A 15,082-nucleotide genomic window follows, 5' to 3' on the forward strand; every position below is an offset into this window, starting at 1 on the left:
CTATTTTTCTAATCTTTTTGTTCTATTCTAAAACCAACGTCTGTAATACCTTCTAAAGCCTGAACACCAGGAATTTTACCTGATTCTCTGACGGCCTGTTTGATATGTACTTTGTATTTTCCTTTAAACTTTACGTCTTCTTTGTAAAACAGTTTACTTTCTTTAATGTCAGTAAAACCATTTCCTAACAAGGTACCGTCGGGATTTGCCATTTGGTACTCTAAAGTATCTACTTTGGTAAAACCACTTGGTGTTTCAATAGCTACAATCAGAAACAAATTATTGAACGGATAGTTGTTATTGTCTCTCAAATTCACAAACAAATTGTATTTTTTTGTAGAATCTAAAACCGGCAGATCGAATGTTACAATACTGTCTTTGTGCCACGCACTTCCAACAGATTTATATTCATCAAATACTCTTTTTTTATCGCAGGAAAAAAGGAGTATTGCTGCCAAAAAAAGAATCCCGCTACTTTTTATTCTCATTTTTAGTAATAATTATAGGTTTTCTTGGCTCAGCTGATTTCTTATCATTCGAATTATTGGGTTTATTCGATTGATTTTGCTTGTTATGTGGTTTATTCGATTTATTCGGATTGCCACCAGCCGGCTTGTTTGTGTTGTTATTTGCTTGCTGCGGTTTGTTTGGAGCAGCCACAACTGCATTTTCAGCATTTGGTTTACGTTTACGACTTGGCTTTTTCTTTCTTTTTGGCTGATCGAAACGGGTTAAACTCTCCTGCCCCATTGCGTTATTAAAGTCTTTTTCAGGCTCTGAAGTCTCTTCGATTGCAAAATCTTCCAGCGAAGACACTTTATTCTTTTGTTTGTTTTCGGCAATAATTTCTTTTACCTGATCGATTTTTAAAACATGCCAGTTCGCAAAATTATTAGTGTAAGCAAACCACATTAATCCTTTAAAGATATCTTGTTTCTGACAAATCGCGTCGCCTTTTTCGGTCACTAATTTAGTATCATAATCCGGAAAATCTTTCAGCGCATCCATATAAGTATCTAACTCATAGTTCAAACAACACTTTAATTTCCCACATTGCCCTGCCAGTTTCTGAGGATTCAGTGAAAGCTGTTGGTAACGTGCTGCCGATGTATTGACACTTCTAAAATCGGTCAGCCAGGTTGAACAACAAAGTTCACGTCCGCAAGAACCAATTCCACCCAAACGAGCTGCTTCCTGACGGAAACCTACTTGTTTCATCTCGACTCTGGTACTAAATTCTTTGGCAAAATCTTTAATCAGAAGTCTAAAATCGACCCTGTCATTAGCCGTGTAATAAAATGTAGCTTTTGATCCGTCTCCCTGAAATTCAATATCCGAAATTTTCATTTCCAGCTTATGCTGAATCGCCAATTCACGGGCACGAACTTTCATTGGTTCTTCACGGTCACGCGCTACAGACCAGATATCAATATCTTTTTGAGAAGCTTTTCTGTAAATTTTAGGAACTTCGTTACTCTCAGGATTTACTCCTTTTTTCTTCATTTGAATTTTTACCAATTCGCCTGTCAAAGTCACAATTCCAATATCATGTCCCGGTGAAGCAACAGTTGCAACTATATCACCAATACTTAAAGTTAATTTTTCTGAATTTCTAAAGAATTCTTTACGCCCATTTTTGAAACGAACCTCAACACAATCAAAAATCGCCTCTCCATTGGACGGACTCATGTTCGCGAGCCAGTCAAAAACCGTCAATTTATTGCAGCTATCGGTGCCGCAAGTCCCATTATTTTTACAACCTTTTGGTGCACCACCATCTGAGGTTGAACAACTTGTACATGCCATAATTATATATGTAGTGTCGCAAAAAAGCGACTTAAGTTCATAAACGTTTGATCGGTAAAGATAGTATTTTTTTTAGTTTGCTTTTTAACGATTAAAACTAAAGGGATGTTAAATGAACAAATGTCCCATTTTTGATAAAAAAGACTTTTTTTAACCCTATAAATTCACCTTCTCTAATTCTCTTCCTGTTTTTTCAAAAGACATTTCCTTACAATTCTACTCTATAACTATCAAATTATTCTTTTTCCTACAAAAAAATATTAATACCTTCGTCAAAAATTTATTCGGTAAAAAAGATTAAAAGACAAAAAAACTTCAAAAGTAAAATCTTTTAACTTTCAAACTATAAAATACCTAATGATTCAACTGCTAACAAACATAGAGGTAAAAAAGAATACAGCTCTCATCTATAAATTCCTTCTTAATCTTGACAGGGAAAAGTATTGCCAATGGCACCCAGCGCATAAGGACTTTGAAGTAATTAAAAGAACAGAACAAGAACTGGGAAGTATTCTTTATTTCAAAGAAATTGTTGACGGAACAACAGTAAAGTATAAATGGCGTATAATTGAAGTAGCCGAAAATAAGCTGGTAAAAATGAAAGCCCTGTACTTTTATCCTGTCTATCTTACTATCGCTTTAGAAAGCATCACTGAAAACAAAACTATCGTTCATCATTATTTAGATATTGGTTATCGCGTTAAATTTTTAAGCCTAATTACCGATTGGGTTGTTGGTCATACTTTATTTTCACTTAAAAAAAGAAAATCACAACAACAACATGCTATTGAAGAATATACAAATCTGGAAACACACCTTTGCATTACAGTGCCGCAAACGGTAAAAAAGATGTGGTGAAATATTTATTGGATAATAAAGCCGATGCTTCGATAGTAAATGTAAAAGAACAGAAAGCCATTGATTATTCAAATATAAAAGGCTTTAATGAAATTACAGAATTGATTCTGAAATACGCTCCTTCGGGAACCATTGTAACTCCGATTCAAAAAGAAGAACCACAAAAAGCAGATTCTGGAAATGCAATGGAAGGCAAGAAAAAAGCATTATTAGATTTGAAAGAACTTCTAGATGCTGGAATTCTAACTTCGGAAGAATTTGAAAATGAAAAAACTAAAATTTTAAAAGGATAAATAACAAACAAACTTAAAAATGAAAAAGACTTTAAATAAATCCATTCTGTTATTCGTATTAATCGCAACTAGTATAATTTCTACTTCTTGCAACAACCTTTCACCAGAAAAAACCTTTGAAATTGCCGCTTTAAATTCGAATTTATTATCTCGTTTTGGAAGTAAAGATATCAATTACAAGCTGGAATCTGAACCTCAGGTTTATGATGAAACACAAAAAAAGATGATTCCATCTTCTTATTACGATTATTTTAAATTTGATATAACCAATTTAGAAACTCAATTTAAAAGAATTCAAGAAATCAATGAAGACGATGATAACAAAGAACTTCTTCAGGCATCAAAAGACTTATTTTCTTATGCGATAGCAAAACAAAAAGAAGGTTATTTCCCAATTGCGAAACTGAAAGACGAAAAAGCTTCTTCTGAACAAATACAAAAAGCAATAGTTGATTTTGACAATTCAACTCAAAACGAAATTGACGACAAGTTTACCAAATTGATGACTGCAGGAAAAGCTTATGCTGAAAAATATAATATCAACGCCAAATTCGGTATTTAAGAATGAATTAATCTCATCAAAAAATCAGGCAGGACTTGCCTGATTTTTTAACCTTAAATGGGTTCAATTGATAAATTTCACAATACAACCTTCTAAAAAAACCTAAATATGGTAAAGAAATACTTTTCAATTATTGGAACAATTTTACTGCTCTCTACCATTTCCAGCTGTAAAGATTCCAAAACCAACGAAAAAGATTCAAGTACAGAAGTCACAGAACTAAAAAATATTCCTGAAGTAGAAGAATCAAATGTTGTAATCAAAAAAGATCTCGCTGACTTTATACCTAAAAATTATGTTCCTTTTGATACCATAAAAGGTGATTTAAACAAAGATGGAAAAGAAGATATAATTCTGATTATTAAAGGAACAGACAAGAGTAAAGTAATTCAGCATGAATATCGCGGCGAATTAGACAGAAACCGAAGAGGTATTATAGCATTATTAAACAAAAATGACGGTTATGAATTAGCCGTTAAAAATTACGATTGCTTTTCTTCTGAAAATGAAGAGGGAGGCGTTTATTATGCTCCTGAACTTGATTTTGAAATAAAAAATGGAAATTTATACGTGAACTACGCTCACGGAAGATACGGATATTGGAATTATACTTTCAGATATCAAAATTCAGATTTTGAGCTAATTGGTTACGATGCGAGCAGTAATCACGGGCCAATTGTTCTTACGGAAACCAGTATCAATTTTTTGACCCGAAAAAAGATTGTAAATCACAACATCAACGAGAATACCTATGACGGTGATGAAGTTTTTGAAAAAACCGAAAGCAAAATCAGCAAAAACAAACTGATTAAAGTATCTGAAATTAAAGATTTTGACGAGCTGGAGTTTTTAGAAGAATAATTTGAAAACATCGAATTATATATGAAAATCAATAAAAAGACTTTCTAAGAAAGTCTTTTTATAATTACAATCCCTAAAATCTTATTACGTCTCCTTAACCGTAATAATCTTCACTGGACAAGCTTTGGCTGCCAATTCACAGCTTTCTGCAATAGTATGATTCGGAGATTTTAAGGTGAAAAATCCTTTAGAATTTACAGAATGAATCAAAACTGACTTTCCATCTTTCTTTGACATTTGAAAATGAATAGGATCCATCTCAACGCAGTAATTACATCCAATACATTTATCTCTTTGTAATGTTACAATAACCATTATGCTTCAACAATTTTATATAATTTGTCCGACATTCTAATTCTGAATGGCAGTTTAAAACTGCAATCATCGCCTTTTGTCGCTTTTTCTCCTGCGGCATCATTTACAAACATTTCATCAATAACCATTTCCTGCGCACCCGTGTTTGGTCCTGTTACTAAGATTTTATCTCCTATTTTTATATCGTAAGCTTCGATCTTAAATTGTCCGACTTCTGCTTTTGGGAAATAATGAGTTCCTCTTCCCACATAAACTTTTTTCTGCGTTGCTGCAGATCCGGGAATGTCGCTCCACTCGCCTAATTCTTGTCCTAGATAATAGCCTGACCAAAATCCGCGGTTATAAACGGTTCCTAGAGCTTTCATCCAAACTGCTGTTTTTTCTTTTGAAAAAGTTCCTTCATAATAAGCATCAATCGCTTCTCGATAAGTTTTAGTTACTGTTCCTACATATTCAGGCGCACGTCCTCGTCCTTCAATTTTTAAAACTTTAATTCCAGAGTCAATAACCTGATCTAAGAAATCAAGCGTACATAAGTCTTTAGGCGACATCATGTATTCGTTATCCAATTCGATTTCAAAACCAGTTTCCTGATCGATAACAGTATATTTTTTTCTGCAGTTTTGTTTGCAGGCCCCACGATTAGCAGACGAGTTATGCGAATGCAAACTAAGATAACATTTACCGGAAACCGCCATGCACAAAGCACCATGGCCGAAAATTTCGATTTCGACCAAATTCCCGTTTGGACCTTTTATCTGTTCTTTTTCGATTTGATCTGTAATATTTTTTACTTGACGTAAGCTTAATTCTCGACTTAGAACAATTGTATCGGCAAATAAGCCGTAGAATTTAATGGTTTCGATATTCGTCACATTCAATTGTGTTGAAATGTGAACTTCCATTCCAATTAATCTTGCCATTGCAATTACGGCTTGATCAGATGCAATAACCGCTGTAATGTTTGCTTCTTTAGCTTTTGTCAATAATGTTTTTACGACTGATAAATCGTGATCGTAAATAATGGTATTTAAAGTCAAATAGCTTCGAACGTTTTTTTTCTCGCATCGATTGGCAATTTCTTTCAAATCCTCAATCGTAAAATTAACCGTTGAACGTGCACGCATGTTAAGTTGTTCCACACCAAAATATACAGAATCACAGCCATTATCTAAGGCAGCCTGAAGCGACTCAAAATCTCCAGCAGGAGACATGAGTTCGATTTTATTTGTAATAGTCATTTTTGATTTTATTATTCCAATGATATGTTTTCCGAATCTACTCATCTAACAATTGGCAAAAATAATGTGGGTATAGATTAGATTTCTATGATTTTTATCATAGTCTATATTTTAAAAAAATTATTTGTAAATCGTTGCGCAAACTTTATCAAAAATAGCCCACGGTTTCAACCGTGGGCTATTTTTGCGCATTTCAAATTCAATTTTGAAAATATACAATCGTTTTGGATATCCGTTGCGTTCCTGCGGTTGAAACCGCAGGCTATGTTTTTCTCTACGGATATTTTTTAAATATAGCCCGTGGTTTCAATCACGGGAAACGTTTTTGATTCAATCTTGTAAAACATATGTGCATTAGGGATATTCGCTGCGTTCCTGCGGTTGAAACCGCAGGCTATGTTTTCTTTCAATGATTTTTAAATATAGCCCGTGGTTTCAACCACGGGGAACGTAGCGATGAACATCTTCAACAACAGCGAAAGACTAAAACTTGTAAAACAGACGATCGTTGTGGATACTCGTTGTGTTCCTGCCGTTGAAACCGCAGGCTATGTTTTTCCTCTGCGTATGTTTATTAAATATAGCCCGTGGTTTCAACCACGGGAAACGGATGGTTATCCATCCATATTCAAATGATTTCAACCACAGGAAACATAGCTATGAACAATCATTTGTCTCCCAATCCATGCAATTTTACAAAATCATCGAATTCATCTTGTCCGTTTTTCTTAAGATGATGCTGCTTTTGTTTTTTAATGTAATTATAGACAACATCTAACTGGGACTCACTAACAGAAAAAGCTCCAAAACCAGTTTGCCAGGCAAATTTTTCAAGGATAAATTCTCCTCTATTCATAGAATGAGAAGAACCTCCTTTAACTTGCCTTACAATATCGGTAATCGTTTTTTGTGGATTTTGTAAAAATAAAACATGCACGTGATCAGGCATTCCGTTTATGATTCTAACGAGACATCCTAGTTCTGTTAGTTCTTGCCAAATGAAATCGTACAATTTTTTCTCAATTGAAAAATCAATTAGTTCCTGTCGATTCTTGGTTGCCCAAATTGCATGAATCCATAATTTGGTAAAAGATTGGGACATAATGTAAATTAGCTTAAAATTTCGCTAATTTACAATTTTATACAATTTATCTGACAAACGAATACGGAAAGGTACCTCAAAAGTAACCTTATCACCAATTTTAGCCGTTGAAGTTTCGGCTCCTTCAACAATCAGTCTTTCTAAAACCATTTCCTGATTACCAGTCGTTGGCCCCGAAATTAAAATTTTATCTCCAGTATTTAGCTCTTGGTTTTCAATCGTAAACTGTGCCACTTGTGCTTTTACATAATAATGCTCTGCTTTTCCAAGAAGTACTTTTTTTACTTTTACTTTCTGACGAATATCAACAGGTTTTTCTGCTGCAGCCAAAGCTGTATTGGGTAAATCACCTGAATGTTTGAATTTTAAATTTTCAGATTTTCCTTTTCTGAAAACCTTGTTTCCAACTTGTTTTCCGGTTCTCAAACGAACCTGGTCCACCAAAGGCATGTGGATAATTTCTAAACATTCTGTAGAACAACAGTTTTCCATTGCCTTTTTACATTCATCACACTGAATAAATAATAAATGACAGCCGTCATTCTCGCAATTGGTGTGATTGTCACAAGGCTTTCCGCATTGGTGACATTGCGAAATGATATCTTCTGTAATTCTTTCGCCCAGACGATTATCAAATACAAAGTTTTTCCCAATGAATTTGCTTTCCAAACCTTCGGCCTCAATTTGTTTGGCGTAGTTGATAATACCCCCTTCTAATTGAAAAACGTTTTTGAAACCCTGATGTTTGAAATATGCACTTGCTTTCTCACATCGGATTCCTCCGGTACAATACATCACAAGATTTTTATCTTCTTTATGATTTTGAAGCTGTTCATTGATGATAGGTAAACTCTCTCTAAAAGTTTCAACATCAGGAGTAATAGCATTTTTAAAGTGCCCTACTTCACTTTCGTAGTGATTTCTAAAATCGACTACAATCGTATTTGGATCCTCTAAAATCTCGTTGAACTCTTTGGCTTTTAGGTGGACCCCTATATCGGTTACATCAAAAGTTTCGTCGTTTAGACCATCAGCGACAATTTTATGACGAACTTTAATGGTTAATTTTAAAAATGAATGATCGTCATGTTCTACAGCTTCATTCAATCGTATGCCTTTCATAAAGTCGTAGACATCCAGAGTTTCTCTAAAAGCCTCCAAATTTTCGGCAGGAATACTCATTTGAGCATTAATACCTTCATTAGCAACATAGATTCGGCCTAAAGCATCAAGCTTATTCCAGGCAATAAATAAATCGTCGCGAAATTTTTTGGGATCTTCAATTTTGGCATACGCATAGAAAGACAACGTTAGTCGTTGTTTACCGGCATCATCGATTAAGATAGCTCTTTCTTCTGCGCTCAAAGTGTTATACAGTTGCATGCTATAAACAGTTTTAAGTTAAGAATTAGGTGTGATTTTTAAAATCTGCTGCAAAAATAAGATTTATTTTCAGATTAAAAATGCTATTAACATTTCATCTCATTTTTCCTGATGAAAAAAAAGTCCCAAATTTATAGAGGATTGCAATTTATCATTTATCCTAAAACTCCTTTAAAAGGATACTAAAGTAAATACAACCGTAATAAAAATGAAAGGCTCTTTTTCTACATTTTTGCTAAAAAAATATTAACTTAGCTTTGGACTTAATTGGTTTCTAGTTAGTTGAATATTAATACATCTTAATATAAATTAAAAATGAACAAAATTTACCCTTCAGCAATCCTACTCTTTTTCTTTCTTTCAGCCTGTAAAAAAGAAACTCCTCCACCGCCCAAACCACTTGAAATTTCAGTTCTTACTGTTTTAAATCAGGATGTAAACGTAGAATCTGAATATACGGGACAAACTTACGGTCAGTCCGATATTCAAATAAATCCGCGTGTTGATGGCATTATTATAAGTTTAAATTTTAAAGAAGGGGGTTTTGTTACCAAAGGACAACTGCTGTATACCATAGATCCACTACCCTATAAAGCCAAAAGAGACCAAGCCGAAGGAACACTGGCAGAATCACAGGCACGTTTGGCAAAGACCAAAGCAGACTTAGATATGATCGCCCCACTAGCCAAGATAAATGCCGTTAGTCAGAGAGAATTAATTTCGGCTAAATCAGCATACAATGCTTCTCAGGCTCAAATTAAAGCATCACAGGCCTCCTTAGAAAATTCGAAAATTGAACTGGGTTATTGCCGAATTGAAGCACCCATTTCAGGTTTAATCGGAATATCAAAAGTAAGAGTTGGTGATTATGTTAGACCTGGCGCGGCGTCTGTTCTGAATACAATCTCTGATTTGGGTGATGTAAGAGTTCGATTTACAATGAGTGAACAGGAATTTCTACGTCTATTCAGAGAATTCAACAAACCCAATTCTCCTTTAAAAGGTTCTGGCGCAACAGTTTCGCTAAAGTTATCTGACGGTTCTGTTTATCCCGAAACCGGTAAAGTCAGCTTTGCCGACAGACAGATTGATCCTTCTACCGGAGCTATAACATTTGAAGCTGCATTCGCAAATCCGGACAAATTGTTACGCCCAGGACAATATGTAAAAATTGCACTGCTTACGGACGTTCGTAAAGATGCGATTGTTATTCCGCAACGTGCTGTTATTGAAGTACAGGGTATTTTTCAGGTTTATGTATTAGGAAAAGACAATAAGGTTAATATGCAAATTGTAAAACCCGGTCCAGCTGTAAAAGATGGTTACGTTATTGAAGATGGCTTAAAACCCGGAGACAAAATAGCCATGGGAGGTACTTCATTATTAAAAAATGGAAGTGTTATTACGCCAAAAGTAATTCAATGGCAATTGGGTCAGACTGAAACTGCAGCAACTAAATAACTTTTACACCTTGTATTATGGGAGAATTTTTCGTTCGAAGACCAATCGTTGCTATTGTAATCAGTATTATTATTGTGATACTTGGATTATTGGCATTACAAAAAACGCCTATTTCACAATACCCGGACATCAACCCGCCTGTTGTAAAAATCAATACCAGTTTTACAGGTGCCAATGCGCTAAATGTCGAACAGGCCGTTGCTACGCCCATTGAACAAAAAGTAAATGGTGTAGAAAATATGCTGTACATGAAGTCTACCAATACCTCTGACGGTGCTTGTACTATTGAAGTAACTTTTGATGTGGGAACCAATTTGGATAATGCTAACATGCTTACTCAAAACAGGCAAAATCAATCATCTCCTTTTATGCCCCAAAGTGTAAAACAGCAAGGTGTAGTAGTAAAAAAGTCCTTATCATTTCCGATGATGCTATTTACAGTCACGTCAAACAATCCAAAATATGATGCTAAGTTTTTAAACAATTATGCCAGTATCAATATCGTAGATCAATTGGCCCGTATAAAGGGTGTTGGTGAGGTTTCTCTTTTTGGAGGAAGTGACTATTCGATGCGTATTTGGTTAAAGGCCGATGTCATGAGCAAACTGGGTGTTACTGTCGATGATGTAAAAAATGCTTTAAACGCCCAAAACATGATTAGTCCCGGAGGGAAGTTTGGAGCTGAACCCGCACCACCGGGTACCGAATTTACTTATGGTGTTACACTTCAGGATCGTTTAGTAACCGAAAAGCAATTTGGAGAAATCGTTGTACGAAGTAAAAAAGATGGCGCACAGGTTTTACTAAGCGACATTTCCAGAATTGAGTTAGGAACCGAAAATTACAGTTCGTCTGCCCGTCGCAACAGTTCTCCAAGTGCCGTAATGGCTGTTTACCAAATGCCCGGCAGTAATGCGCTTGAAGTGGCAAAACTAGCCAAAAATGCTATGAAAGAGCTGTCTCAAAAATTCCCAAAAGACATTGAATATCAGGAATCACTGGATACAACCCTTGCTATTACTGCCGGAGTTGAAGATATTGTCCATACGCTCTTTGAAGCGGTTATTCTGGTTATTCTGGTTGTGTTTATTTTTCTACAAAACTGGCGCGCCACATTAATCCCTTTAATAACCGTTCCGGTTTCATTAATTGGAACAATTGCCGTTTTCCCGTTATTAGGATTTTCAATAAACACACTTTCACTCTTAGGATTAGTGTTAGCTATTGGTATCGTAGTCGATGATGCCATAGTTGTAGTAGAAGCTGTAATTCATCATATCGAGAAAGGCAAAAGTCCCCGGGAAGCCACAATTCAGGCGATGCGCGAAGTATCCGGTCCTGTAATTGCCATTGCCCTGATCTTGATTGCCGTTTTTGTACCTGTCGCAATGACTCCGGGAATTACAGGTCGTTTTTATCAGCAGTTCGCCATAACTATTGCGGTATCAGTTGCATTCTCTGCCTTTAGTGCGTTATCTTTAAGTCCGGCCTTATGCGCCATGTTGCTAAAACCGACAAAACCAATCGAAGAGCAAACCGGGTGGTTAGCAAAATTTTTCGCGGGATTTAATCGGATTTTCGAAAAGGTTACCGGAAAATACATTAAAGGAGCCACTTTCTTTGCCAAAAAATCAATGCGAATTGTTGTATTACTAGTCGTCATTCTTGCTGCTGTTGTATTATTAGGCAAAAAAATTCCGTTAGGTTTTATACCTGAAGAAGACCAGGGCTATGTACTAGTCAATATGTCTTTACCACCTGCCTCTTCCTTACAGCGTACAGATGAAGTATCCCGAAAAGTAGACCATTTTCTGAAAGAAGAAAAATCCATACTGTCTTATACGACCATAAATGGTTTTAGTATGCTTACCAATTCGTACCAGTCTAATAGTGCATTTATTTTTATCTCATTAAAACCCTGGGAAGACAGAGATGAAACCTCTAAACAATTTGTAGACCGTTTAAACAAAAAATTTGCAACTGAAATCACTACAGCTTCTGTATTTGGATTTGGTCCTCCTGCAATTCAAGGTCTGGGTGCCTCTGCAGGTTTTAGTTTAATGTTACAAGACAGAGGCGGAAACACACCACAATATTTGGCGGAGCAAACTCAGGCTTTTATAGCTGCAGCTCAGAAACGTCCTGAAATAAAACGAATTTACACCACCTTTAATGCGGGTTCCCCACAAATTAAATTGGACATCGATAACGACAAAGCAATGAAACTGGGTGTACCGGTCTCAAAAGTTACAGAGGCATTAGGTGCTTTTTTAGGAGGAAGTTATGTGAATGACTTTAACCGTTTTGGCCGTCAGTATAAAGTTTTCATACAAGGTGAAGCTGTTAACAGAGTAAAACCCGAAGACTTAAATCTAATTTATATAAAAAACAATGATGGCGACATGCTTCCAATATCCACCCTGGTAACCGCAACAAAAGTTATGGGTCCGGATTTTACCAATCGTTTAAACCTGTTCAGGTCGGCCGAAATTGGAGGAAGCCCCAACGACGGCTACAGTAGTGCTCAGGCTCTGGAAGCTTTAGAAGAAGTCGCAAAACAAACGCTGCCTGCAGATATGGGCTACGACTACATTAACCTTTCCTATCAGGAAAAACATTCACCGGGTGGAAGTTCTGTATTTATAATGGCGTTGGTATTTGTGTTTCTGATTCTGGCCGCACAATACGAAAGTTGGAAATTACCCTTTAGTGTATTACTTGGGGCGCCTTTCGCCGTTTTTGGGGCTTTTTTAGGCCTTCTTCTCGCCAGAATAGGAAGTGATGCTTATGTTAACAACGTTTTTGCCCAAATTGGGTTAGTATTGTTGATTGGATTGGTCGCCAAGAATGCGATTCTTATTGTAGAATTTGCCAAAGAAGAATATGAAAAAGGAAAACCACTGTATGAATCGGCTATGGTTGCGGCGAAGCTTCGTTTCCGACCAATTTTAATGACCGCTTTTGCCTTTATTCTTGGAGTAGTTCCGTTATTAACGGCTACAGGTGCCGGTTCTCAGGCTCGTATTGTAATGGGAATGGCTGTGTTTAGCGGTATGTTAATCGCCACTGTTCTGGGTGTATTGATTGTACCCGGCTTATTTGTTATGATTGAAAACATAGGAAAGAAAAAAGAAGATACGGTCGCAGCAGCAGAAAATAATAAGGACTCAAATACTACAAGCCATGATGATTAAGAAATATAAAATAATCGCAGTTATACTTGCACTTTCACTATTACCTGTAGGCTGTATGGTGGGACCTAAGTATACAAAACCTGAACAGCAAAAAACTGATTCTTATCAAAATGAACGAAATTTAGACAGCCTGGCTTCGGTCACCAATTTAAAATGGTTTGACATATTTAATGATGATGTTTTAAAAGATCTGATTACAAAAGGTCTTCAAAACAATTATGATTTAAAAATTGCGGTCACCAGAATTGATCAGCTTCGAGCAGAATTAGGATACTCTAAAACAAACTTATTGCCTTCCTTTCAATACGGAGCAACCATAAACAGTAATGAGAAAAACCTGACGCCATCGAATGTTGGCGCAAGCATGTCCTGGGAAATTGATTTTTGGGGAAGGTACCGTCATGAAAATAACGCTGTACAAAATGAACTCCTTGCGACCGAAGAAGCACGCAAGGTGGTGCTTTCAAATATTGTGAGTAATATCGCTACTGCTTATTTTCAGATGCGCAATTTTGATGATCAATTAGAAATCGCACAGCAAACCCTTTCTACCAGAGAAAAGTATTATGAAATCATCAATCAAAGATTTAAAAGCGGCTATATCTCTGAGGTCGACAAAGTACAAATAGAACAGCAGGTTGCTATTGCCGAAGCTACTATTCCAAATATTAAGAGACAAATAACGGTTCAGGAAAATATCATTTCTCTGCTTACCGGTCAGCTTCCATCACAAATTCCAAGAGGAAAATCTAATACTGAATTGCGAATTGTGAGCGAAATACCGTTGTCGATCCCCTCTTCTTTATTGGAAAACAGACCAGATGTAAAAGCGGCAGAGTTAAAATACAAAGCTTCAAACGAAAGAATCGGAACAGCTCAGGCCATGCGTTTTCCTTCTCTTAATCTCGCAGCAATTGCAGGATTTGCCAGCACCGATTTAAGCAACCTGTTTTTAGGCAGTTCTTATTCACAAAATGCCTCTGCAGGCATTGCGGGTCCTATATTTGCTTTTGGAAAAAATAAACGAAGAGTAGAAATCTACAGACAACAGGCTGAAGAACTCAAATTTGCCTATCAAAAGACCTATATCTCGGCCGTTACAGAAGTCGAACAATCCATTCAAAACATCAAAACGTATAAAGACGAATGGGAAGCACGCAACAGACAGGTTAAAGCAGCTTTAATAAATTACAAGCTCTCCTACGAAAGATATGACAGCGGTTATGTTTCTTATCTGGAAGTTTTAGATGTCGAAAGTAACTTATTTCAGGCTCAGTTAAGTCTTGCCCAGTTATCTGAAAGACAATTGAGCTCAATGGTGCAATTGTACAAAGCCCTTGGCGGGGGATGGAATCTTTAAAGGTTCTGAGTTGCTGAGGTTCTAAGGAGCTAAGGTTATAAAACTGTAAAACAACAGAAAGCACTATTTTCATAGTGCTTTCTGTTTTAAATCTTTGTACCTCTGTACCTTTGTCACTTTGTGCCTAAAACCTTAGAACCTCAGCAACTCAGAACCTTAGTCCCTTTAAGAATTAACAAAACTCCTCAAAAGCATCTTTCAAATTCTCAGCGATCAATTCAGCTGGACGGCCTTCGATGTGGTGACGCTCTAACATGTGAACCAATTCTCCGTTTTTGAACAAAGCCATAGATGGCGATGATGGAGGAAAAGGAAACATATGTTGTCTAGCAGCATCAACCGCTTCTTTATCAACACCAGCGAAAACTGTGATTAAGTGATCTGGTTTTTTAGCTCCTTCTAAACTCATTTTTGCTCCCGGACGTGCATTTCTTGCAGCACAACCACAAACAGAGTTTACAACAACTAAAGTGGTACCTTCAGCTTTGATAGCGTTATCTACAGCGTCAGCACTATGTAAATCTTGAAAACCAGCAGCAGTTAATTCAGCTTGCATTGGTTTTACCATTTCTTCTGGATACATATTTTTTATTTTTAAGTTTTACTTTTGAACTGCAAAGTTACAAAGTTTACTCGCAACTACTTA

At 36.3% G+C, this 15,082-nt stretch carries 14 protein-coding genes; 7 read left to right on the plus strand and 7 right to left on the minus strand.

Features of this window, described 5'->3' with window-relative positions; translation table 11 throughout:
* Window positions 1-8: 8 nt before the first annotated feature.
* Window positions 9-488, minus strand: a complete 480-nt coding sequence (locus tag AC3IS6_RS04695; protein ID WP_489163893.1) for a gliding motility lipoprotein GldH — start codon at window positions 486-488, stop codon at window positions 9-11.
* Complete coding sequence (locus AC3IS6_RS04700; RefSeq protein ID WP_489163894.1) at window positions 472-1,806, minus strand: PSP1 domain-containing protein; 1,335 nt, start codon at window positions 1,804-1,806, stop codon at window positions 472-474. Before AC3IS6_RS04700 ends, AC3IS6_RS04695 begins: the two co-directional genes overlap by 17 nt.
* A 357-nt stretch (window positions 1,807-2,163) precedes the next feature.
* On the opposite strand from AC3IS6_RS04700, the gene AC3IS6_RS04705 reads away from it, so the two are divergent.
* The 4 genes from AC3IS6_RS04705 to AC3IS6_RS04720 all read left to right on the plus strand — a co-directional run bounded on the left by AC3IS6_RS04705 (window position 2,164) and on the right by AC3IS6_RS04720 (window position 4,380).
* Window positions 2,164-2,664 (plus strand): hypothetical protein, encoded by a 501-nt coding sequence (locus AC3IS6_RS04705; protein ID WP_489163895.1) that lies wholly within the window; start codon window positions 2,164-2,166, stop codon window positions 2,662-2,664.
* On the plus strand, window positions 2,625-2,957 hold the full coding sequence (locus tag AC3IS6_RS04710; protein WP_489163896.1) for an SHOCT domain-containing protein: 333 nt from the start codon (window positions 2,625-2,627) through the stop codon (window positions 2,955-2,957). The genes AC3IS6_RS04705 and AC3IS6_RS04710 overlap by 40 nt, the downstream gene beginning before the upstream one ends.
* 19 nt (window positions 2,958-2,976) lie before the next feature.
* Window positions 2,977-3,519, plus strand: a complete 543-nt coding sequence (locus tag AC3IS6_RS04715; protein ID WP_489163897.1) for a hypothetical protein — start codon at window positions 2,977-2,979, stop codon at window positions 3,517-3,519.
* 108 nt (window positions 3,520-3,627) lie between these two features.
* Complete coding sequence (locus tag AC3IS6_RS04720) at window positions 3,628-4,380, plus strand: hypothetical protein (protein ID WP_489163898.1); 753 nt, start codon at window positions 3,628-3,630, stop codon at window positions 4,378-4,380.
* Between the two features lie 84 nt (window positions 4,381-4,464).
* On the opposite strand, the gene AC3IS6_RS04725 is transcribed toward AC3IS6_RS04720, so the two are convergent.
* The 4 genes from AC3IS6_RS04725 to trhO all read right to left on the minus strand — a co-directional run bounded on the left by AC3IS6_RS04725 (window position 4,465) and on the right by trhO (window position 8,421).
* On the minus strand, window positions 4,465-4,695 hold the full coding sequence (locus tag AC3IS6_RS04725) for a ferredoxin (RefSeq protein WP_489163899.1): 231 nt from the start codon (window positions 4,693-4,695) through the stop codon (window positions 4,465-4,467).
* Window positions 4,695-5,936: a peptidase U32 family protein gene (locus AC3IS6_RS04730; RefSeq protein WP_489163900.1), complete on the minus strand. Its 1,242-nt coding sequence runs from the start codon at window positions 5,934-5,936 to the stop codon at window positions 4,695-4,697. Before AC3IS6_RS04730 ends, AC3IS6_RS04725 begins: the two co-directional genes overlap by 1 nt.
* A gap of 667 nt (window positions 5,937-6,603) precedes the next feature.
* Window positions 6,604-7,038, minus strand: a complete 435-nt coding sequence (gene tnpA, locus AC3IS6_RS04735) for an IS200/IS605 family transposase (RefSeq protein WP_489163901.1) — start codon at window positions 7,036-7,038, stop codon at window positions 6,604-6,606.
* Between the two features lie 24 nt (window positions 7,039-7,062).
* Window positions 7,063-8,421, minus strand: a complete 1,359-nt coding sequence (gene trhO / locus AC3IS6_RS04740) for an oxygen-dependent tRNA uridine(34) hydroxylase TrhO (protein ID WP_489163902.1) — start codon at window positions 8,419-8,421, stop codon at window positions 7,063-7,065.
* 315 nt (window positions 8,422-8,736) lie between these two features.
* Between trhO and AC3IS6_RS04745 the strand changes: the two genes are divergently transcribed.
* Genes AC3IS6_RS04745 through AC3IS6_RS04755 form a run of 3 tightly spaced genes read left to right on the plus strand, consistent with a single transcriptional unit; the run spans window position 8,737 to window position 14,436 of the window.
* The gene (locus AC3IS6_RS04745) at window positions 8,737-9,882 is read left to right on the plus strand and encodes an efflux RND transporter periplasmic adaptor subunit (protein WP_489163903.1); all 1,146 of its coding nucleotides are present in this window, start codon (window positions 8,737-8,739) and stop codon (window positions 9,880-9,882) included.
* A gap of 17 nt (window positions 9,883-9,899) precedes the next feature.
* Complete coding sequence (locus AC3IS6_RS04750) at window positions 9,900-13,076, plus strand: efflux RND transporter permease subunit (protein ID WP_489163904.1); 3,177 nt, start codon at window positions 9,900-9,902, stop codon at window positions 13,074-13,076.
* Window positions 13,066-14,436, plus strand: coding sequence for an efflux transporter outer membrane subunit (locus tag AC3IS6_RS04755; protein WP_489163905.1), 1,371 nt, complete (start codon window positions 13,066-13,068; stop codon window positions 14,434-14,436). The genes AC3IS6_RS04750 and AC3IS6_RS04755 overlap by 11 nt, the downstream gene beginning before the upstream one ends.
* Window positions 14,437-14,608: 172 nt before the next feature.
* On the opposite strand, the gene AC3IS6_RS04760 is transcribed toward AC3IS6_RS04755, so the two are convergent.
* Window positions 14,609-15,019: a BrxA/BrxB family bacilliredoxin gene (locus AC3IS6_RS04760; protein WP_173964459.1), complete on the minus strand. Its 411-nt coding sequence runs from the start codon at window positions 15,017-15,019 to the stop codon at window positions 14,609-14,611.
* Between the last annotated feature and the right edge of the window lie 63 nt (window positions 15,020-15,082).

Source organism: Flavobacterium sp. KH_035 (assembly GCF_057839565.1).